This window comes from Leifsonia sp. McL0627 (assembly GCF_058244615.1).
This window is the reverse complement of sequence record NZ_JBZCGM010000003.1, coordinates 166267-186472: the sequence shown is the minus strand read 5'-3', so window position 1 is coordinate 186472 and position 20206 is coordinate 166267. Positions and strand designations below refer to the sequence as shown.

The 20206-nt window shown below is 67.2% G+C and carries 18 protein-coding genes; 7 read left to right on the top strand and 11 right to left on the bottom strand.

Features of this window, described 5'->3' with window-relative positions:
- Positions 1-74 precede the first annotated feature (74 nt).
- Both AC37TH_RS09090 and AC37TH_RS09085 read left to right on the top strand, forming a co-directional pair.
- Positions 75-1496: an MFS transporter gene (locus AC37TH_RS09090; protein ID WP_490764038.1), complete on the top strand. Its 1422-nt coding sequence runs from the start codon at positions 75-77 to the stop codon at positions 1494-1496.
- Positions 1493-2671 carry an amidohydrolase gene (locus tag AC37TH_RS09085; protein ID WP_490764037.1) on the top strand — a complete coding sequence of 393 codons (1179 nt, stop codon included), beginning with the start codon at positions 1493-1495 and terminating at the stop codon, positions 2669-2671. Before AC37TH_RS09090 ends, AC37TH_RS09085 begins: the two co-directional genes overlap by 4 nt.
- Positions 2672-2751: 80 nt before the next feature.
- On the opposite strand, the gene AC37TH_RS09080 is transcribed toward AC37TH_RS09085, so the two are convergent.
- Both AC37TH_RS09080 and AC37TH_RS09075 read right to left on the bottom strand, forming a co-directional pair.
- Positions 2752-3213, bottom strand: coding sequence for a hypothetical protein (locus AC37TH_RS09080; protein WP_490764036.1), 462 nt, complete (start codon positions 3211-3213; stop codon positions 2752-2754).
- A 110-nt stretch (positions 3214-3323) separates the two neighbouring features.
- Complete coding sequence (locus AC37TH_RS09075; RefSeq protein ID WP_490764035.1) at positions 3324-4538, bottom strand: NADP-dependent isocitrate dehydrogenase; 1215 nt, start codon at positions 4536-4538, stop codon at positions 3324-3326.
- A gap of 146 nt (positions 4539-4684) precedes the next feature.
- Between AC37TH_RS09075 and AC37TH_RS09070 the strand changes: the two genes are divergently transcribed.
- From AC37TH_RS09070 to AC37TH_RS09060, 3 genes are all read left to right on the top strand, one after another.
- On the top strand, positions 4685-5137 hold the full coding sequence (locus AC37TH_RS09070) for a GNAT family N-acetyltransferase (protein ID WP_490764034.1): 453 nt from the start codon (positions 4685-4687) through the stop codon (positions 5135-5137).
- Entirely contained in the window at positions 5121-5507 is a 387-nt protein-coding gene (locus AC37TH_RS09065; protein ID WP_490764033.1) for an MGMT family protein, read from the top strand. Before AC37TH_RS09070 ends, AC37TH_RS09065 begins: the two co-directional genes overlap by 17 nt.
- Positions 5508-5592: 85 nt before the next feature.
- On the top strand, positions 5593-6012 hold the full coding sequence (locus AC37TH_RS09060) for a hypothetical protein (protein ID WP_490764032.1): 420 nt from the start codon (positions 5593-5595) through the stop codon (positions 6010-6012).
- Here AC37TH_RS09060 and AC37TH_RS09055 read toward each other — a convergent pair.
- The 3 genes from AC37TH_RS09055 to AC37TH_RS09045 are packed head-to-tail and all read right to left on the bottom strand — an operon-like array spanning position 6009 to position 8831.
- Positions 6009-7793 (bottom strand): sensor histidine kinase, encoded by a 1785-nt coding sequence (locus AC37TH_RS09055; protein ID WP_490764031.1) that lies wholly within the window; start codon positions 7791-7793, stop codon positions 6009-6011. The genes AC37TH_RS09060 and AC37TH_RS09055 overlap by 4 nt on opposite strands.
- Positions 7794-7810: 17 nt before the next feature.
- Entirely contained in the window at positions 7811-8494 is a 684-nt protein-coding gene (locus AC37TH_RS09050) for a LuxR C-terminal-related transcriptional regulator (RefSeq protein WP_490764030.1), read from the bottom strand.
- Positions 8495-8498: 4 nt separating this feature from the next.
- The gene (locus AC37TH_RS09045) at positions 8499-8831 is read right to left on the bottom strand and encodes a response regulator transcription factor (RefSeq protein ID WP_490764029.1); all 333 of its coding nucleotides are present in this window, start codon (positions 8829-8831) and stop codon (positions 8499-8501) included.
- A gap of 204 nt (positions 8832-9035) precedes the next feature.
- On the opposite strand from AC37TH_RS09045, the gene AC37TH_RS09040 reads away from it, so the two are divergent.
- On the top strand, positions 9036-10133 hold the full coding sequence (locus tag AC37TH_RS09040) for a type III PLP-dependent enzyme domain-containing protein (RefSeq protein ID WP_490764028.1): 1098 nt from the start codon (positions 9036-9038) through the stop codon (positions 10131-10133).
- A gap of 84 nt (positions 10134-10217) precedes the next feature.
- On the opposite strand, the gene AC37TH_RS09035 is transcribed toward AC37TH_RS09040, so the two are convergent.
- Together AC37TH_RS09035 and AC37TH_RS09030 are read right to left on the bottom strand one after the other, a co-directional pair.
- Positions 10218-10664 (bottom strand): DUF3060 domain-containing protein, encoded by a 447-nt coding sequence (locus AC37TH_RS09035; RefSeq protein ID WP_490764027.1) that lies wholly within the window; start codon positions 10662-10664, stop codon positions 10218-10220.
- Between the two features lie 48 nt (positions 10665-10712).
- On the bottom strand, positions 10713-12116 hold the full coding sequence (locus AC37TH_RS09030) for a sugar transferase (RefSeq protein ID WP_490764026.1): 1404 nt from the start codon (positions 12114-12116) through the stop codon (positions 10713-10715).
- 227 nt (positions 12117-12343) lie between these two features.
- Here AC37TH_RS09030 and AC37TH_RS09025 point away from each other — a divergent pair, with 227 nt between their 5' ends.
- Complete coding sequence (locus AC37TH_RS09025; RefSeq protein WP_490764025.1) at positions 12344-13768, top strand: hypothetical protein; 1425 nt, start codon at positions 12344-12346, stop codon at positions 13766-13768.
- 77 nt (positions 13769-13845) lie between these two features.
- Here AC37TH_RS09025 and AC37TH_RS09020 read toward each other — a convergent pair whose 3' ends face one another.
- The 4 genes from AC37TH_RS09020 to AC37TH_RS09005 form a co-directional block, all read right to left on the bottom strand.
- Positions 13846-15660, bottom strand: coding sequence for an ABC transporter ATP-binding protein (locus AC37TH_RS09020; RefSeq protein ID WP_490764024.1), 1815 nt, complete (start codon positions 15658-15660; stop codon positions 13846-13848).
- Positions 15657-17501 carry an ABC transporter ATP-binding protein gene (locus AC37TH_RS09015; RefSeq protein WP_490764023.1) on the bottom strand — a complete coding sequence of 615 codons (1845 nt, stop codon included), beginning with the start codon at positions 17499-17501 and terminating at the stop codon, positions 15657-15659. The genes AC37TH_RS09020 and AC37TH_RS09015 overlap by 4 nt, the downstream gene beginning before the upstream one ends.
- A gap of 381 nt (positions 17502-17882) precedes the next feature.
- Positions 17883-19088, bottom strand: a complete 1206-nt coding sequence (gene ddaH, locus AC37TH_RS09010; protein ID WP_490764022.1) for a dimethylargininase — start codon at positions 19086-19088, stop codon at positions 17883-17885.
- Between the two features lie 25 nt (positions 19089-19113).
- Positions 19114-20193 carry a Glu/Leu/Phe/Val dehydrogenase family protein gene (locus AC37TH_RS09005; RefSeq protein ID WP_490764021.1) on the bottom strand — a complete coding sequence of 360 codons (1080 nt, stop codon included), beginning with the start codon at positions 20191-20193 and terminating at the stop codon, positions 19114-19116.
- Between the last annotated feature and the right edge of the window lie 13 nt (positions 20194-20206).

Here is a 20206-nt window from a genome sequence, read left to right as displayed (position 1 = left end):
TTCCTTGGCCCTGCATATCGTAAGCCCGTTCACAGAGCCGTGTTCACCCCCGCTCCACCGAAGGAGTCCGCGCCATGTCTTCCCTTCCATCCCCGCCCACAGCGACGCCGCGCATCCGAACGACGATGACCGGCGTCATCGTCGCGATGGCCCTCGTCGAAGCCCTTTCTGGAATCACCCAGGGCTACCTCAACCCGATCCTTCCCGCGCTCGGTCCGGAGCTGAAGATCGACGATCCGACGATCAACGGGCTGTTCCTCATCTCGTCGGTGGCGTTCGCCGTGATGACGCCGGTGATCTCGCGTCTCGGTGACAGCCTCGGCTGCCGTCCCGTCCTGCGCGTAACCGCCGCCATCGTCGCGGCTGGCGTTCTCCTGATGGCACTGTGGCCGACGCTGCTCTCCGTGACGGTCGGCGTCGTGCTGCTCACCTGCGTCGTCGGGTTCATCCCGCTGATGATGGGGATCCTGCGCGCGACGGATGCCGCAGCGACCCGTAGCGGGGTGGGCGTGATGATCGGCACATTGATGATCACCGTCGGGATCGGCGGCCTGCTCGCCGGCGTCGTCGGCGCACAGCGCCCGACGCTCGGGTTCTGGGTAGCTGTTCCGTTCGCCATCATCGGTCTCGTCGCCTCGTTCTTCCTTCCCCGGGGGCTCGCGGGTACTCGAGAACCCATCGCCGCTCTCCCCCTCGTGCTCTGCACGCTCGGGCTGATCGGCTTCGTCACAGCGCTCTCGATGGGCGGGGACTGGGGCTGGACCTCCCCGCTGACCCTCGTGACCGGGATCGGCGGCCTCGCCCTCCTCGTCCTGTGGTGGCGCGCCGACCGGCGGGAGCACGCCACGCGGTTCATCGACCTGCGGATGCTTTCGATCCCCCGCGTCCGCACCGTCACCATCGTGACGTTCTTGTTCGGCTTCGCCTCCATCAGCTACTTCGGGACGAACGGAATCTTCTTGCACGCCGACGCTGCTGCATCGTCGTACGGGTTCGGGATGAACCCGCTGGACATCGCCATCGTCCTCGCGGCGACGTCCGTGCTCGCGTTCGCCTCGTCGCTCGCACTGCCGCGCTTCATGCAGCGGGTGGGCGAGCGCGCGGCCCTGGCGACCGCCGCCGGCGTGCTCGTCCTCGGCTTCGTCGTCATGGCGGCACTGCACGCCACTGCCGCCGGGTATATCGCGGGCTTCAGCGTGTTCTATCTCGGCATCGGCGCCTATCAGGCGGCGACCCGCACCCTGAGCGTCGAGGGGGTGCCTGTCGAGGAGACCGCGACGGCGGCCGGGCTCAACGAACTGGCGCTGTCCGTCGGCATCGCCATCGGAGCTGCGGCCGTCAAGCTCCTATCGACGGCGTTCGTGTCGTCCGACGGGCATATCGCGCTCGGAGGAATCGTCGGTATCTGGCTGACCCTCCTCGTGGCCGCGATCCTCGCCGGAGTGGTCGCCCTGCGGTACCCCCGCCGCACGATCCGCTCGGAGGTACCGGCGTGAGCACACAGACCGAGACCGTCATCCGCGACGAGGTGCTGGCGTCCATTGCGGCGAGCCGGGACACGCTGATCGGTCTGAGCCACGCCATCCACGCCGATCCGGAACTCGGCGGCGCGGAGTTCCGTTCGGTCGGTCGGATCACGGAGGTGCTGCGGGACGCCGGTTTCTCGTTCGCGCGCGAGCAGCCGGCGCAGCCGACCGCGTTCGCTGCGTCGTCGGGGATGGGCGAGTTCGTCGTGGCGATCTGCGTCGAGTACGACGCCCTCCCCGAGATCGGTCACGCCTGCGGGCATAACGTCAACGCGGCCTCCGCCGTCGGCGCCGCCGTCGCTCTCGCACCGCTCGCCGACCGGATGGGCATCACCGTGCTCGTGCTCGGCACCCCCGCCGAAGAGTCATGGGGCGGTAAGGTCGACCTCCTGAACGACGGATTCTTCGACGGCGCAGCCATCGCGATGATGGCGCACGCCGCCGGTGAGGACAGCGTCGGTGCGTCCTCCCTTGCGCTCGGGTGCTGGGACATGACGTTCCACGGTCGCGCTGCGCACGCCGCTGCGGCCCCGACCGAGGGCGTCAACGCCCTGGACGCGCTCGTGATCGCCCAGACCGCGACGGCGCTGGCCCGCCAGCAGCTGCCGAACGACGTCATCGTGTCGTCCATCGTGCTGGACGGCGGCACCGCCCCCAACGTGATCCCCGCCCGCACGACCGTGAGGATCGAACTCCGCGCACCCCGCAAAGAGCAGCTCGACGACCTCTGGGAGCGCGTGCAGCGTTGCTACGAGGCCGGCGCGCTCGCGACAGGATGCTCGCTGTCCATCGAGCCTGTCGGGCATCCGTTCGCCGATCTGCGCCAGGATGCCGACCTCGGCCGAGCATACGCCGCTGCGTTGGCCGAGGTCGGGCGCGAAGTCGACCTCGACGGTCCGCCCTCTGGATCGACGGACATGGGCAACGTCTCCCACGTCATCCCGAGCATCCACCCGATGATCGGCTTCGACGTTGCGGGCGCCGTGCACCACACGGCCGGATTCGCGGCAGCAGCGGCCACCCCGCACGCGGACACCGCTCTCCTGGACGCCGCTTACGGCTTGGCGGCCGCGGCGGCGTCGGTCGCCATCGACCCTGTCCAGCGCGAGCGCCTGCTCCGGCCCGTATCGTCGCGCACACCCTGAATCGAGCCCCGACTTCCTCCCACTGTTCGCGACCGTAACCGGGAGAAAGTCTGGGCTCGATTACTTGGGAGGGCGCCGCGCTACGCGCACTCCTTCTGCGCGGCCGTGAACTTGGCCGCCAGCGCCTGTGCCTTCGCCGTGATCTCGTTCACGTCCAGGCTGGCCGGGTTCTGCATGACGCCCTTGAGGTATTTCGAGTACGCGTGGATCGACGCCGCCGCATCGCTGGTGAGCGCTTTGACCTTCTCGTTGGTGACCTTCGCGTCGATGGCCGCGACCTTCGTGTCGGCCTCGCCGAGGACTTCGATCGACTTGGCCGGGTTGTCTGCAGACACTTCGCCCTGCAGGGTGGCGACGTCCTTCAAGCCGGCCGTGACGATGGCGCAGGCCTCATCGTGCGTCTGCGTCGACGCCTGTGCGGTCCTCGTCGGCGAAGCTGTCGGGGCGGCGCTCGGGGCCGGACCTGACGTGCATCCGGTCAGTGCTGCCACGGCGACGACGGCCGAGACGACCAGCGCCGACCTGAGTGCGTTCTTTCCCACGGTTCCCCCTCGATGGTTTCGCTCCCCCACGATGGCTGAGCGCGACACCACGATACAGAAAGGCCCGGTGGATGCACGCATCCACCGGGCCTTCGCCGTGCTTTCGGACCTTAGGCCAGGCGGGCCTTCAGGTTCTCGCCGAGGGTCGCGAGGAACTCCTCGGTGGTCTGGTACGGCTGCTCCGGGCCGACGAGGAGCGCGAGGTCCTTCGTCATCTTGCCCGACTCGACCGTCTTGATGACGACGTCCTCGAGAGTGTGCGTGAAGTCGATGAGCTCCTGGTTGCCGTCGAGCTTGCCGCGGTGCGCGAGGCCGCGCGTCCAGGCGTAGATCGAGGCGATCGGGTTGGTCGACGTCGGCTTGCCCTGCTGGTGCTGACGGTAGTGGCGCGTGACCGTGCCGTGTGCGGCCTCAGCCTCGACGACCTTGCCGTCCGGCGTGGTCAGCACACTGGTCATCAGGCCGAGCGAGCCGAAGCCCTGCGCGACGGTGTCGGACTGCACGTCGCCGTCGTAGTTCTTGCACGCCCAGACGTAGCCGCCCTCCCACTTGAGGCTGGAGGCGACCATGTCGTCGATCAGGCGGTGCTCGTAGGTGAGACCGGCCGCGTCGAACTTCTCCTTGTACTCGGCGTCGAAGACCTCCTGGAAGAGGTCCTTGAAGCGGCCGTCATAGGCCTTCAGGATGGTGTTCTTGGTCGAAAGGTACACCGGGTACTGACGGTCGAGACCGTAGTTGAACGACGCACGGGCGAAGTCGCGGATGGACGCATCCTGGTTGTACATGCCCATCGCGACACCGGCGCCCGGCGCCTGGTAGATCTCGAACGACTTGGCCTCGCCGCCGTCGGCCGGCTGGAAGCTCATGGTGAGCGTTCCGGGGCCGTCGAAGGTGAAGTCGGTGGCGCGGTACTGGTCGCCGAAGGCGTGACGGCCGATGACGATGGGCTTGTTCCAGCCGGGCACCAGGCGCGGGATGTTCGAGATGATGATCGGCTCGCGGAAGACGACGCCGCCGAGGATGTTGCGGATGGTGCCGTTCGGGCTCCGCCACATCTTCTTCAGGCCGAACTCCTCGACGCGGGCCTCGTCGGGGGTGATGGTTGCGCACTTGACGCCGACGCCGTGCTTGAGGATGGCGTTCGCGGCGTCGATCGTGATCTGATCGTCCGTCTCGTCGCGCTTCTCGATGCCGAGGTCGTAGTACTCGAGGTTCACATCGAGGTACGGGTGGATGAGGGAGTCTTTGATCGCCTGCCAGATGATGCGAGTCATCTCGTCGCCGTCGAGTTCGACGACGGTGCCTTCAACCTTGATCTTGTCCAATGGATCTCCTGTGGTCTGTGCCGTTTTTCAGCCGTCGACAGCTTACCGGAGCCGTGCAACTATCTTGACATCGAGACAAATTCCCTCAGCGGATCGGCAGGATGCGCGACTATGCCAGTATCGCCCGCGCACGTTACCCTTTCGATATGGCTGAGTTGAGACTTGAAGAGTTGAGCGCGTCGAACGTGGTGGCGGCGAACGCTCTCACGCTGAAACCGGGCCAGGAGCAGTTCGTCGCTCCCGTCTCGTACTCGGCCGCGGCAGCGGTGACCAACCCGCAGACCTCGTGGCAGCGCGTCGTCACAGACGGCGAGGACGTCGTCGGCTTCATCATGGGCAACTTCGACCCGGAGGCCGAGCACGAAGAATTCAAGGCGATCCTCTGGCGCATCAACGTGGACGCGGACGACCAGGGCAGAGGAATCGGCACGTTCGCCGTCCGCTCGCTCGCCGACGAGGCACGCGCCCGTGGGCTCTCCCGCCTCTACGTGATCTGGGAGCAGGGCGAGCTCGGCCCTGAGCAGTTCTTCCTCCGCAGCGGCTTCCAGCCCGTCGGCGAGACGCAGTACGGCGAGACGGTCGGTGCCCTCGAACTCTGACGCGGGTTCGGGCTCTGACGCGGGTTCGGGCTCTGACGCGGGTTCGGGCTCTGACGCGGGTTCGGGCGATCAGGATTCGTTCGTCGAGCGCGTGCTCTCCGTCGTGGAGTCCATTCCGCCCGGTCGCGTGATGACTTACGGCGACGTCGCCGCCTCCATCGGGTCGCGGGCGGCGCGCATGGTGGGCCAAATCATGGCCTACTACGGCAGCGATTACCCGTGGTGGAGGGTCGTGCGCGCAAGCGGGCATCCACCGGCGAATCACGAGCACATCGCACTGCAGTACTACCGGGCGGAGGGCACTCCCCTGCTCGGCGGAGGGACGACCGCGTACAGAGTCGACCTGAAGACCGCCCGGTACACTCCATAGCAGGATCATCCCAACGACCGATGAACTCTCCAGTTTCATCGTGTTGACTGGAGGAGTCTGTCTGCCCGCACCTTCAGGAGTCTCCGTGCACCGTATTCGTCTCGTCGGTCTCGCCGTGTCCGCTTCCGCCATCGCCGTGACCCTCACCGGATGCTCTGTGGTCGCCGCATTCGTGCCGCACGTGGACTCGGCCATCTACGACTCCGTCAAGGAGTTCAAGGCGTCGTCGACCGCTGCGTACGGCTCGCCGACGTTCATTCCGGAAGACGCGACGATCATCAGGGTCGACTACGACACCAAGGGTGAGGGAGCGATCCTCACCTACGCGTCGAAGACGCATTTCGCCCCCGGCACCTGCACGAAGGCGGCCCCCATCCCGAAGCCGACCGTGCAGGACAGCTGGTGGCCGGTAGATGGAGTCCCCGCCCAGGGCGTGAGCTGCCCCGGCGGCTGGTCGGCGTTCCTGATCGGCGATCAGGTCTACGCGTCCACCCCGAAGAACTAGGCGATCCCCACTCCCGTGTGCGGAGTCGGGATGGTCAGCTCGATGATCGTCCCGAGCCCGGCGACGGATTGCACGTCGGCATGACCGTCGACCGCTTCGACCCTGTCTCGGATGCCTCCGAGCCCTCCGCCCGGTTCGACACGGGCCCCGCCCTGGCCGTCGTCCTTGACGATGACCGTCACGGTGCCGTCCGTGCGGGTCACACTCACGGAGCAGTTCCGGGCCATCGAGTGCTTCGCCGCATTGGCGAGGCCCTCCGAGACGCAGAAGTAGATCGTCTCCTCGATCACGTCCGAGAGTCGTTCCGGCATGTCGACGTGGACCTCCACCGGCAAGTGGCTGCGGTTCGCGAGCTCGTCGATGGCCGATCCGAGGTCGCCGTCGGTGAGGACCGTCGGGTGGATGCCCCTGGCCAGCTCGCGCAGTTCGCGCAGCGCGTCACCCAACTGGGTGGATGCGCGTTCCAGGTCTCGGACGAGCTCGGTGCTCCCCGCTGCTTCTGCCTTGGCTGTCGCGATCCGCAGGCTGATCGCGAGCGAGACGAGCTGCTGCTGCGACCCGTCGTGCAGGTCGCGTTCGAGCCGGCGCCTGGCGAGGTAGCCCTCTTCGACGATGCGGAGACGTGATTCGCGGACCTCCTGCAGCGTGCGCTCCAATTTCTGCCTGAGCCTGTCGTTGTCGACGGACAGCAGGAGGGCCGAGGAGACCGCATCCAGCAGCCTGTCGTCCTGACTCAGCGCGACATCGTGCTCGATGAGCGCGATCGGACCCTGGTCGGAGTCGATCGTGAGGGTCGAGCGACCCGGCCGCTGCGGGCCTCCGCCGTCCGCCATGCGCTCTCCGTCGCTCGTCTCGAAGCCCTCCAGGTGCTCGTCCCACCAGTACACGCGCAACGAGCTGTCGTGCAGGGTGCGCGCAAGACTCGACTCCCACAGCGACCTGTCGACCTTGTCGCGGGCGACGATCACGAGATCGGCGACGCGCGAGCGCAGGCCGCGGGCGTAGAGCACGCCGCCGACGTAGGAGGGAGGGATGAGGGCGATCGCGATGGGAGGCACGAACTGGAGCCACCCGCTGTTCCAGCCGAGGGTGAAGCTGACCGAGTCCTGCACCGTTCCGTAGCACCAGAGCAGCAGCGCCAGGGGCATCACGAACGCGACCCTCCTGGCGGGCAGCGTCGACTGGAACCAGCGCATCGCGAGCCGGACGGCGACCGTGAGCAGCAGCGTCAACCCTGCAACCCGCCAGCCGACCCCGAACCAGAAGTCGGCGTCTTCGCTCGGGACGACCGCGTACACGTTCGTGACGCAGCCGCATGAGGCCTCGGACGGCGACGAGAACAGCAGGACGCCGACGAACCGGATGAGGAAGGCGCTGGAGACGGCGATGACGAGCCAGCGGTCGAAGCGGGACACGATCCTGCCCGTCGGATACGACAGCACCAGGATGCCCACCAGCACGGCCCACAGGTCGGTGACACCGGCCACCAGCGGCCAGAGCCAGCCGATGTCCCTCACGAGCGGATACCACGCGCCCGCCGCCCAGAACAGGGATGCGCCCACCATCAGCCACCCGGCGATGGGGCTGCGCACCACCTTCCACGCGACGATCGCGCATCCGGCGTAGACGAGCGCGACCAGCACGAACACGATCGCCCAGCCGAGTCCCTGTGGCCTCGGTCCGTAGTCGCCGGTGAGTGCGCTCCCCACCTGCGCGAGTACGTTCGCCGCGACAGCGAGGACGACGGCGAGTGAACGGAGCCAGATGCGCGCGGCCCTCATGCGGGACGGCCTCTGCCTCAGACGTCCCGGCCGAGAAAGCGCAGCACGGCGAGCACACGGCGGTGACCCTCCGCGGAGTCCTCGACGTCGAGCTTCGACATGATGTGGCCGATGTGCGACTCCACGGTGCGCAGGCTGAGGTGGAGGTCGGTCGCGATCCCGGCGTTCGACTTGCCCTCCGCCATCAGCCGGATGACGTCCCGCTCGCGGGACGACAGCGTGTCGAGCGCCACCCCGGCCGACCGCGCAGACACGAGCAGCTGCACGACCTCCGGGTCGACGACGGAGCCGCCTGCTGCGACGCTCCGCACGGCGTTCACCAGGGTTTCCGCGTCGGCGACGCGATCTTTCAGCAGGTATCCGGTGCCGCTGCCCGCGCTCATCGCACGGATCGCGTACGAGGCCGTCGTGTACATCGACAGCAGCAGGACGCCCACCTGAGACCCGGAGGCACGCAGCTGCTCCAGCGCTCGAAGCCCCTCGTCGGTGTGCGTCGGCGGCATCTTGATATCGAGCACGACGGCATCGATGTCGTCGTCACCGTCGACCACGGCGAGAAGTTCTTCAGCGGTGTCGACGGACGCGACGATGTCCAGTCCACCGGCGCGCAGAATCTGCCCGATCCCTTCGCGGAGAAGTACCGCGTCATCGGCGACGGCGACGCGCAACGAGCGCGTCTCGATGCTGTTTCCCGCGACCACGCGCTTACCTTAGCAGGCTGCGAATCGCCTCGCCGGTCAGCTCTTCTTTGCTGATGAACCCTTCGGCGCCGCTGTCGGCGACCCGGCGCCCGTAGTCACGGACGGAACGACTGGAAGTGAGCACGACGGCTGCCCCTGTCGCGTGCATCGCCGACACCAGTTCGAAGCCGTTCGTGTCGGGCAGCGCGATGTCGAGCAGCACCAGATCGGGGTTCAGCCTGCGGCTCAGCTCAACGCCGAGAGCCCCCGTCCCCGCATCCCCGACGACCGCGAACTTCTCAAGCTTCAGCAGCTCGGCCGCCTGGGCACGGAAACGCGCGTGGTCGTCGACGATCACAACACGGAGGCACATGCCGACAATCATCGCCGAACCGGCCCCTGTGACGCATCCGTGCCTCCACGCAAACGAATGGGGTGGCCCCCCGGATGCGGGCCAACCCGGCCAGGGCCAGCATGTGAAGACGCCGACCAGAACCGAGGGATGCCGCTCGACCCGACGAGCGGCTCCCACTGGCCGGCACACAGAGCGAGGAGAAAGGCCATGTTCACCGCAACCCGACCCGCACGGCCGAACGGCGCATCACCCGAAGGTGCGCCGCAGGCTGCGGGGGCGAACATGGACATGCGCGTCGCCATCGAGAGCGTCGCCGTCGAGGATGGCCTCGACGTCGACGAGCTCGTGGCGCGGCACGGCCTTCCGCTGGTCGTGATCGACGTCTCCCGCGCCGCGCGGCAGTATCGTGCTCTCCGGGCCGCGTTCCCGAGTGTCGACGTCCACTATGACGTCAGCGCGCTCGCGCATCCCGCGCTCATCGCCGCCGTTGCGGACTCCGGCGGCTCGTTCGTCGCGGCGCACGACGGAGCGCTCGCAGCGCTGACCGCGTCGCAGGCGGATCTGCGGCGGGTGCTCCATGCGACGGCGGAGACGCACCCGCACGAGGTGCTCGCCGCGTACAACGCCGGCGTCCGCCGGTTCGTCGTCGACGGACCGGCGGACGTGGAGAAATTCGCGTCCGCACCGCATGATCTCGACCTCGTCGTACGGTTGCAGCCGCACACTCCCCCGCGGGCTGCGCACGCTGCGCCGCGCGGGGTGGCAGCACGGGATGCGCACCGCCTCGTCAGAGACGCCGCGGGAATCGGCGTGCGCATTGCGGGATTCTCGCTGAGCGCGGGACCCGGCGCGACCTGCTCGGACTACGTGGCCGCCATCGCACGAACGGCCGGTGTGATCGCCGACGTCCAGGCGGCGACGGGGGCACGCTTCGACGTCCTCGACCTCGGCGACGGCTTCCCCGGTCGCGCGGCCAGACGACCGGGCGAACGCGTCGAACTGGCGAGGGCGATCCGCGCGATCATCGCTCCGGGAAGCTCCCGGATCACGATCACCGCTTCGGCGGGGCAGGCCGTGACCGCCGGATGCATCACGATCATCGGCGGGACGGTCGAACGCGATGTCGACCCGTTCACCGCGAGCGAGTGCATCGATGCCGGAGCGGAGGTCGCGATCCTGGTCGATGGCGACCAGCCGCCGCATCCGCTGCTTCGCTTCCCCTTCTTCCGCGCGGTCGCACAGAGCGGGCACCGCATCCTCCGGAGCGCCCAGCGCGGAACCTCGACCGGGTCGACGACGGGCTGAACTTCAACCCCTCTCCCGCCGCGAACGGCGGTGGGGGATGCGGCAAACGCCGCCTCCCCCACCGGAACTTCTGCGTGTGCGGTGCTACCCGACGTTGACCTCGTTGGACTTGCCCTGGTCGTCGACCTTCGGCTCGGTGCCCGACTCGACGATGTTGCCGTCTGCCGTGAACACGACCGACTCGATCGACGTCGCGGTGACCTTGTTGATCGAGCCGTTGACGGTCAGCGTCTGCACGGCGCCGACGGTCACCAGCGTGTTGGACGCGTTCACGATCACGGTCGCGCAGTCACCGGGGATGGTCACATCCTCGTTGTTCTCCGTGATCGTCGCCGTGCCGTCTGTGCAGGCTGCGTCGGCCTTAGGGATCTCCGGCAGGTCACTCGGGTCGATCGTCGACGGAGTCGAGGTCGCTGTCGGCTTCGGCGTGGTGCTCGACGTGGGCGTGCTTGCCTCGGCACAGCCGGCGAGTGCGGCAGCGGCCAGTGCGATCGAGGCGACGACGGCGGTCCGTCGGATGAGGTGCTTCATGGTGTTCCTATCTGGTGTTTCAGGTGAGTGCCGCCGGAGGCGGCGCGTTCAGTACGCACCGTGCGAGCGGAAGACCGCCGACGCTGTGCGGACGAGGATGACGAGGTCGCGGAACAGCGTCCAGTTCTCGACGTAGTCGAGGTCGAGCCCGACGCCCTTCTCCCAGGAGAGGTCGGAGCGTCCGCTCACCTGCCACAGTCCCGTGATCCCAGGGCGGACGAGTAGCCGACGATCTTCGTGGCGTTCGTATTCACTGGTCTCGTCGGGGAGGGCCGGACGGGGTCCGACCAGACTCATGTCGCCGACGAGGACGTTCCAGAGCTGTGGCAGCTCATCGAGGGAGAATCGGCGGAGCACACGGCCGACGGGGGTGACCCGCGGGTCCTCCTTGAGCTTGAAGAGGGGCCCTGAACCCTCGTTCTGCTCGACGAGGTCGGCCTTCATGGCTTCCGCTCGGACATTCATGGTGCGGAACTTGACGATCGAGAACGTCGAGCCGTTGTGGCCGACCCGCGTCTGTCTGAAGAAGACGGGTCCGTGATCCTCCGCTCTGATCAAACAGGCGATCACCGCGAACACCGGCAGGAGCACGATCAGTCCGACGGCGGCGGCGATGGCGTCGAACACGCGCTTGATCGACCTGCGGGCGCCGAAGTACTCCGGGAGGCCGACGTGCATGAGGGGAAGGGTGTCGACCGGCCGATGACGGACGCGCAGCTGATCGACGCCGACGAGCGGCGACGACACGACCAGTTCGATGCCGACACGCTCCAGATCCCAACCGAGCGTGCGAACAGCCATCCGGCCCCCCGGCAGCTCTCCTGCGATGACGACGGCGTCGACGCCTAACCGGGCCGCCGCCTCCGCCGCACCCTCGATCCCGGAAACCCGGGGAGGGAGCCACGGGTTCACTCCGCGCAGCGACGCCTCCGCGTCCGTCGCGACCGCCGCGGCTGTGAATCCGGCACTCGGGGCTGCGCGCAGCGCTTCTGCGGTGAACGCGACGTCGTCGATGCTGCCGACGAGAAGCACCGGCGAAAGGTACGCTCCGTCTGCACGTCGCCTCGCGAGCCACCGCCTCCAGAGCTTTCGGTTCACACAGAGGGCGAGCGCACCGAGCGGGAGCGCGATCACCAGATAGCCGCGCGCGATGTCGATCTGGAACATGAACGCGATGATCGCTGTCGCGCCGAACGCCGAGAGACTCGAAAGCAGCACTCTGCGGTACTCGTCGTCGCCGACGCCCATGATTCGCGGGTCGTACGAGTGGAAGGCGATCAGGGAGCCCAGCCAGACGATCACCAGCGCCGCGGACACCACGAAGTAGTCGAGGGCGACGCCTTCGACGGTGAGCACACTCGCATTCGAGGTGAAACGGAAGAGCTGGGCGACGTGAACGGCGACCGCCACGATCAGAGAGTCGGTGATCCACAGACCTCTGCGAGGAGCCACCAACCGTGCGTTGGCTGAGTGGCGGGTGGATGGCGGAAACGTCCGCCGCTGTTCGAGCGCGGTCATGGTGTGGGGCACTTCCAGTCGGGATTGAAGTGCATGGAGCAGTTCAGGAGCGCGCCATGCATATCGAGTATACGATTACTCACGTACGAAATACCACCGCTGAGACCTTGAATTTCTCTGTGAATTGCCCATCAGGAGTTTTTTCTCTACGCTTTTGTCATGTGAAATATTTGCAGAGAACCACCATCGCCGTAGCGACCGCTGCCGCCGTGGTCATCCCGACCGCCGGATTCGCACCGGCCACCATTTCCGCGCCGTCGATCTACACCATCGCCGGATCGGTCTTCGCCGACGCTAACGCCGACGGCACCCTGTCCTTCGGCGAACCCCTCCTGCCGAACGCGACGGTGTCCGTGTACAGCTCGGCCGAGGACGCACAGGCACGAAGGGCCCCGGTGACCACGACCACCACCAGTGCCCTCGGTGTCTACCGCGCCAGCGCCCTGACCGGCGGAACGTACTACGTCTCCGCCGACGTGGCCGGCGCCGCCGTCGTTCCCGTCACTGTCGGAGGCATCGCTCTGATCGGGACGGCCGACATCTCGGCATCGCCGACCGGTGCGCTGACCGCCACCGTGTTCGCCGACCTGAACGGCAACGGCGTCAAAGACGCCTCGGAGTCGAACCTGAACGATCAGACCATCATCCTCATCGACGTGGCGAAGACGATCGAGATGGTCGACAGCGGCAGCATCGGCGACCTCGACGTGGGAACCGCCGTCGCGGGCGCCATCAGCGGCAACCTGGACATCGGCGACGCGATCCACTTCCGCACCTCGTCCAAGGGCGCCCCGATCTCATTCTCCGGCCTGGACGCGGGCGCGTACGTGATGATGCGCTCCCCGTTCAACCTGACGATCGGTGACGCACTCAAGAACACGTCGCGCATCACAGCGCTCATCGACGTCATCAGCTCCGGCGACCCCGCCGCGCTTCTCGACGACCCGTCGCTCCTGATGACCTCCGACATCAGCACGACACCGGACAACGAGTACATCAAGAAGCTCGCGACCGTCCTCTCGACGGTTGCGAACACCATCGACTCCGCAGACCTCGACGGATTCCTCGGTGGAGAGTTCTCCGCGGGCGTCGCGGTCGGCGGCACCGTTCGAGCGGTCGCCCAGCTCGTCGACGCCGTCCCGGCGATGCACTTCGCCGCTGTCGACCGTCGCGGTCAGGGCTGGTCGCTGACCGGCCTCACGCTCGCGAAGACGAACGACTTCCTGTTCGGAATCCGCAAGCCCGTCAGCATCACCGGAACGGTGTTCAACGACAGCAACGGCAACGGCAAGAAGGACACGTTCGACCTTGCAGAGGCAGTGACCCTCACGGTCTACACAGCCGACGGAACGGTCGTCTCCAGCGTGAAGACGCCGTCGCTCCTCGGCTCGTACACGATCGACAGACTGCCGTACGACACCGACCTCTACGTCGTGCTCTCCGGAACGAGCAAGCGCCCATCCACGGCATACACCGGCCAGATCCCCGCCGCACTCTCCGGCATGACGGTGGTCGGATCGGCCAACGTCAGCTGGGACAGTCTGACGAGCTCCGTCCCGCTCACCTTCGGCGTCACGTCCAAGTAACCGGCGCCGCACAGCCGAAAGGGCGGCCGGGTCTTTCGACCCGGCCGCCCTTTCGGCACCCGCTCAGAACCGCGCGATCACACCAGCGAGTCGCGCCAGGCGGCGTGCAGCTGTGCGAACCGTCCCGTTCCCGCGATGAGGTCCGCCGGCGTCCCGTCTTCGACGATTGCGCCGTGCTCCATCACCAGCACCCTGTCGGCGATCGCGACCGTCGACAGACGGTGGGCGATGATGACGGCGGTCCGGTCGGCGAGCAGCGTCTGCAGCGCCTCCTGGACCAGTCGCTCGCTCGGGATGTCGAGCGAGCTCGTCGCCTCGTCCAGGATGAGCACGGCCGGGTTGGCGAGGAACGCCCTCGCGAACGAGATCAACTGCCGCTGACCGGCCGAGACCCGGCCACCACGCTTGTTCACGTCGGTGTCGTAGCCGTTCGGCAGACCCTCGATGAACTCGTCGGCGCCGACCGCCCGCGCAGCGGAGACGATCTCGTCTCGCGTCGCATCCGGCTTGCCGAGCGCGATGTTGTCGGCGACGGACCCACTGAACAGGTACGCCTCCTGCGTCACCATCACGATCGCCCTGCGCAGATCCTTCGGATGCAGATCGCGCAGGTCGACGCCGTCGAGCGTGACGGAGCCGTCACTCGGGTCGTAGAACCGCGAGATCAGCTTCGCCAGCGTCGACTTGCCCGCGCCGGTCGAGCCCACGAGTGCGATCGTCTGCCCCGCCGGGATGTCCAGGCTGAAGTTGGGCAGGATCACCCTGTCCCTCTTGTATGCGAACGTGACACCGTCGAAGTGGACGTGGCCGTCCGCATCCCACAGGTCGACCGCCTGGACAGGATCGGGAACCGACGGTTCCTCCTCCAGCACGCCCGAGATCTTCTCCAACGCCGCCGCTGCCGACTGGTAGGAGTTGTAGAACATCGCCATCTCCTCCATCGGGTCGAAGAACCGGCGGGTGTAGAGCAGCGTTGCGAGCAGCACACCGATGGCGAGCTGACCGTCTGCGACCCGGAAGCCGCCGACGAGCAGCACGACACCCACGGTGACGTTGCCGATCATCACGAGTCCCGGATCGAAGATTCCGAACAGCTGGATGACGCGGGCGTTGACGTCGCGGTAGTCCTCGACGAGACCGCCGAACTCCTTCTCGTTGCGCTTCTCCTTGCGGAACGCCTTGACGGCGCGGATGCCCGTCATCGTCTCGACGAACTGCACGATCAGCTTCGCCGACGCCACCCGCGAGATGCGGAACAGCGACTGCGAGCGCTTCTGGAACCAGCGCGTCAGGAAGTACAGCGGCACCAGCGAGCACAGCAGCACCACACCGCTCACCCAGTCGAGGGTGAACAGCGCGATGGCGATGAACAGCATGTACAGGAAGCCCTGCACGAGCTGATTGATGCCGGAGTCGAGCAGTTCGCGAATCGAGTCGAGGTCGCTCGTCTGGCGGGAGATGATCCTGCCGGACGTGTACGACTCGTGGAACTCGAGCGAGAGCTTCTGCGTGTGCAGGAACACCCGCTTGCGCAGGTCGATCAGGATGGCCTGACTGATCCGAGCGCTCAGCACCGTGTACCAGGCGATCAAGACGGCACCGATGATGCCGGTGAACAGGTACGCGATACCGGCTGCGGCCAACGGGAACCAATCCTCCTTGAGGAGGGCGGGCAGGCCGTTGTCGATACCGAAGGCGATGATCGCGGGTCCAGCCACCTGACCTGCGGTGCTGACCACGACGACCGCAGCCGTCAGGATCAGCCGCAGGCGCAGCGGACGCATCAGCGAGCCGAGCAGGCGCAGCGAGCGCTTGCGGATCTGCTTGCTCTCCTCTTTCGTGAAATCGTTGCGCTCTTCGCCTTCGACTCCCACCACGGATGCGGTGCTCACAGGTTCACCTCCTGAAGGATCTCTTCGTTCTCGTCGTCTTCGAGGCTCGAGATGACGAACTTGTAGTGCTCGTTCGTCTCCAAGAGCTCGTGATGGGTGCCGACCGCCGTGATGCGGCCGTTCTCCAGCAGGGCGACCCGGTCGGCGAGCATCACCGTCGATGGACGGTGAGCGACGACGAGCGCCGTGGTGGCAGCGAGGACGCGCCGGAGCGCGGCCTCGACGAGTGCCTCGGTGTCCACGTCGAGCGCGGACAGCGGGTCGTCGAGCACCAGGATGGACGGGTTGGCTGCGACGGCGCGCGCCAGCGCCAAGCGCTGACGCTGGCCGCCGGAGAGGCTGAGCCCCTCCTCGCCGACCTTCGTCTCCACGCCCTCCGGGAGGTCGTAGACGAAGCCGGCCTGGGCGATCTCGACCGCCTCGGCGAGCACGCGTTCCGCCTCTGCCGAATCCGGGTCGAGGTCGTCGCGGCCGAGCAGCACGTTCTCCCTGACCGACGCGGAGAACAGCGTGGCGTCCTCGAACGCCATCGCGATGCTCTTCCGCAGGTCGTACCTGGTGAGGTCGCGCACATCCACGCCGTCGACGCGCACCGAACCGCCGGTCACGTCGTAAAGACGGGTGGTCAGCGCCGTCAGCGTCGACTTCCCGCATCCGGTCAGGCCGACCAGCGCCATCGTCTCCCCCGGCTCGACCGTGAGGTCGATTCCGTCGAGCAGGTCAGGGAAGCGCTCAGGCGAGTCCTGGTAGCGGAAGTGCACGTCGTCGAAGACGAGCTCACCACGCGGGTTGACGATCTTCTTCGGCGACGCAGGGTCCTCGATCGCGTTGATCTCGTCCATCACCTCGAAGAAGCGGTCGGCAGCCGTGCGGGTGTCGAACGTCATCGAGAGCAGGAAGCCGATCGACTCGACGGGGAACCGCAGCACAGTCGCCGTCGCGAAGAACGCAACGAGCTCGCCGACGGACAGCTGACCCTGCGCGGAGAGCCACACGCCGACGACCAGGCAGATGCCGAATGCCACATCCGGAACCAGCAGCAGCCAGAGCCAGATGCCCGCGATGGCCTTCGCCTTCTCGATCTCCGTGCCGCGCAGTTCTTCCGCCTGCGACTCGAAGCGCTTGAGCGCGTGCTTGCCCCGGCCGAAGGCCTTGAGGACGCGGATGCCGTGCACCGACTCCTCGACAGCCGTTGCCAGGTCGCCTGCCTGGTCCTGGCTGCGACGGGCGATCACCGAGTACTTGCCCTCGAAGATGAACCCGTAGATCCACAGCGGGATCGAGCAGACCAGGAAGATGAGTCCGAGGATCCAGTTCCAGCTGATCAGGATCCCGAAGCCGACGACGATCGTGACGACGTTGACCACGAGCAGCACGATGCCGAACGACAGCCAGCGGCGGATCAACCCGAGGTCGCTGACGGCGCGCGACAGCAACTGACCGCTTGGCCAGCGGTCGTGGAATCCGACAGGCAGGTCTTGCAGCTTCTCGTACAGGCCGTTGCGCATCTTCGCCTCGACGTGCGTGCCAGGGGTCAGCACGAACCAGCGGCGAAGCGAGATGAACACGGCTTCGGCCGCACCGAGGCCGACCACGAGCAGCGCGGCGGGCCACACAGCACTCGAATCGCCCGTCGACAGCGGGCCGTCGACCAGCCCGCGGAGCACCTGGGGGATGCTCAGCGCGACGAGGCTGGCGAGAAGGGCGGCGACCATGCCGAGCAGGATGCGCGGGGCAGCCGACTTCGCGAACGGCAGGATGCGCAGCAGTGTCCGCACAGTGCCGACCCGTGCTTTCGTTTCTTTTTGGGGTGGGTGCTGATTGGTTTCAGCGACAGACATTATGAATCCGTTTTCTTGTAGTGATTGCTTCGAGGGTCGATCGTTGACCCGATTCTGAGCGTGCTGAGAGGTCGTCAAAGAGAGCGTTCCACCGGGAGGTGGACTCCGCGAACCAGGGATGGTCCGCGCGACGTGCCGACGACGGTCAGCCGGGAAGCACTTCTCGCCTGGGACCTACCAGGCGGGGGCTGGCTCCGGGGACGCATAAGCGACGGCGGCGACGAGTCCGAACCCGGTCTTGGTTCGTGTGTTCTCTGTCGTTGTCATGGCGTCCTCCCTAGCCCGATGCGTTCACGTAAATGCCGCCTAGGCAGCCCTACAGCCTATGACCGCTCACAGCAAAACCACAAGAGGGGAAGGAAAAGTCGTTGACTGGCGCGACTACCGGATGCGGATCGAGAGGCAGGTCACGCATCCCTCGAGCTTCTCGAACTCGCTGATGTCGACCTGAACCACCGTGTATCCAAGGCTCTCGACGAGCGCGACGGACCCGGGAGCCGACGACGACATGAGCACCGTGTCCTCGGCGAGGACGACGACGGCCGTGCCGTGCGCCTCCGGAACCGGCAGGAAGCGCTCGAACACGCTGGTGTTGTCGACGAGGGGCTCGTAGCCGATCACGGTGCCGTCCGGCAGAGCGGTCACGGCGGTCTTGAGGTGCAACGCCTTGGTCACCGGGACGCCGACGACGGTGTAACCGAGGGGCGCGACCAGTGCGCGCAGCTGACGGATGCCCTCTGCGTTCGTGCGTCCGCCGCGGCCCACGTAGACCGTCGACCCGACCTTGAGGACGTCGCCCCCGTCGAGCGTGCCCGGCTCCTCGATGCGTTCGATGTGCAGGCCCTGAGCGCGCAGCGCCGCCTCGGTGCCCGGCGTCTCCGCGCGGCGGGAGTCGGCGCCGGGGAGGCTGATGACGGCGGTGTCGCCGAAGACGATGGCGGTGTCCTCGACGAACACGGAGTCTGCGAGGGTGTCGGCGCTGGTGACCTCGACGGTCTGCCAACCGGCCTGAGAGAGGGCGGCGACGTACGCATCCCACTGCTTGTCGGCGAGCTCGGCGTCGATCGCCTCACGGTCGATGTGGGTCACCAGGCCGTCGGCCAGGTTCGTGGCCGGGATGCGCACCAGCGCGATCTTGGTGCCGGCCCCGAACAGCGAGCCGTCGTCGAGCGCGTTGTACACGGCGTATCCCGCGGTCGGGACCACGATGGCGACCGCCAGCCAGAACGGCAGGTTCAGGCCGATGTACGACTGGAAGACCTGGGCCCACGCAGCGGCGCTGAAGCCCACGTTCAGGGTGGTGAACAGCACCAGTGTGCCGATCAGCGTGCTCACCAGCGCGATGACGATACCCGTGACGACCGCGACCCAGCGGCGCGCGAGTCCGCCGAGCAGTGCTGCGGCGAAGGTGAGCACCAGCGCGACCAGCGCGTTGTAGATCACGTATGGCGTCATGCCTCCGAGCGCTGCGGCGCTCAGCTGGTTGGCCGTCACCAGAACGAACGTCGCCGCGATGAACGCAATTGCGCCCACCGCGACGGCAGCGGAAACGGAAGCGATGAGCCGGCGGCCCCACGAAGTCGTCATGGGACCCAACCCTATCGGAGCGTTTCTATGCGTTCGCTGGTTCGCGCAGGCGAGCGAGAGCGATCTCCTCCGCGGCGTCAAGCGTGGTGATCCCCCGCTGCTCCGCGACGGTGAAGATCTCCGTGACGGTGTCGCCGATGCGCTCGACGCGCTCCTGCGTCGCCTCAGCAGACGGGGCGTCTTCGTTCATCATCGACAGGAAGATCACTCCACCGGCATTCACCACGAAGTCAGGCGCCCAGAGGATGCCGCGGGCAGCCAGACGCTCGGCGCCAGAGCGGTGCGCCAGCTGGTTGTTCGCTGGTCCGACGACGGCCTTGACACGCAGCTCGTCGATCACGGCATCCGTGAGGACTCCCCCGACACCGGCGGGGACGAACAGGTCGCCCTCGACCGTGTGCGCCTCAGCGGGCTCGACCCAACGCGCGCCCAGCGCATCCGCCAGCGCCCGCTTCGCCGGGTTGACGTCGGTGACAGTCAGCACGGCGCCCTCGCTCGCCAGGCGCATCGCGATGATCGAACCGACATGGCCGAGGCCGAGGACCGTGACGCGACGACCCGCCACCGAGCGGGTGCCGACCGCGCGCTCGAGCGTCGAGAGGAGGCCCGCGTACACGCCGGCGGCGGTCGCGTCGCTCGGTTCGCCGACGCCGCCCTCCGACGACGGCAAGCCGCACACGTGCTCGGTGCGCGACGCGACGATCGACATGTCCTCCGCCGACGTTCCGACGTCCTCAGCGGTCATGTACGCCCCGCCGAGGCTCTCGACGGCGTCGCCGAGGTCGAGCATCAGCTCGTAACGCTGCTCGTTCGTGAGCACCGTCCCGCGTGGAAGGTAGACGACCGTCTTGCCCCCGCCGCGGTTGAGGCCGGCCGCGGCGTTCTTGAGGGTCATCCCCTCGGCGAGACGGAGGGAGTCCGCGACGGCCTCCGCCCAGGAGTCGTACGTCCAGACTCGACATCCGCCGAGGGCAGGGCCGAGGACGGTGGAGTGCACGGCGACACTGATGGTCAGTCCGCTCCGCCTCCCCTTCACGACGTGCAGCGTTTCGTGCGGCAGGTTCACTCCGGTCGTTTCGACCAGGTCAGCGGGCAGGACGGACATCGGTGTCTCCTTG

What these genes read in the sequence shown, in the direction of transcription:
- AC37TH_RS09090 (WP_490764038.1), top strand. Translation starts at nt 75, where the DNA reads ATGTCTTCCCTTCCATCCCCGCCCACAGCGACGCCGCGCATCCGAACG.
- AC37TH_RS09070 (WP_490764034.1), top strand. Translation starts at nt 4,685, where the DNA reads ATGGCTGAGTTGAGACTTGAAGAGTTGAGCGCGTCGAACGTGGTGGCG.
- AC37TH_RS09055 (WP_490764031.1), bottom strand. Translation starts at nt 7,793, where the DNA reads ATGAGGGCCGCGCGCATCTGGCTCCGTTCACTCGCCGTCGTCCTCGCT.
- AC37TH_RS09040 (WP_490764028.1), top strand. Translation starts at nt 9,036, where the DNA reads ATGTTCACCGCAACCCGACCCGCACGGCCGAACGGCGCATCACCCGAA.
- AC37TH_RS09035 (WP_490764027.1), bottom strand. Translation starts at nt 10,664, where the DNA reads ATGAAGCACCTCATCCGACGGACCGCCGTCGTCGCCTCGATCGCACTG.
- AC37TH_RS09015 (WP_490764023.1), bottom strand. Translation starts at nt 17,501, where the DNA reads ATGTCTGTCGCTGAAACCAATCAGCACCCACCCCAAAAAGAAACGAAA.
- ddaH (WP_490764022.1), bottom strand. Translation starts at nt 19,088, where the DNA reads ATGACGACTTCGTGGGGCCGCCGGCTCATCGCTTCCGTTTCCGCTGCC.
- AC37TH_RS09005 (WP_490764021.1), bottom strand. Translation starts at nt 20,193, where the DNA reads ATGTCCGTCCTGCCCGCTGACCTGGTCGAAACGACCGGAGTGAACCTG.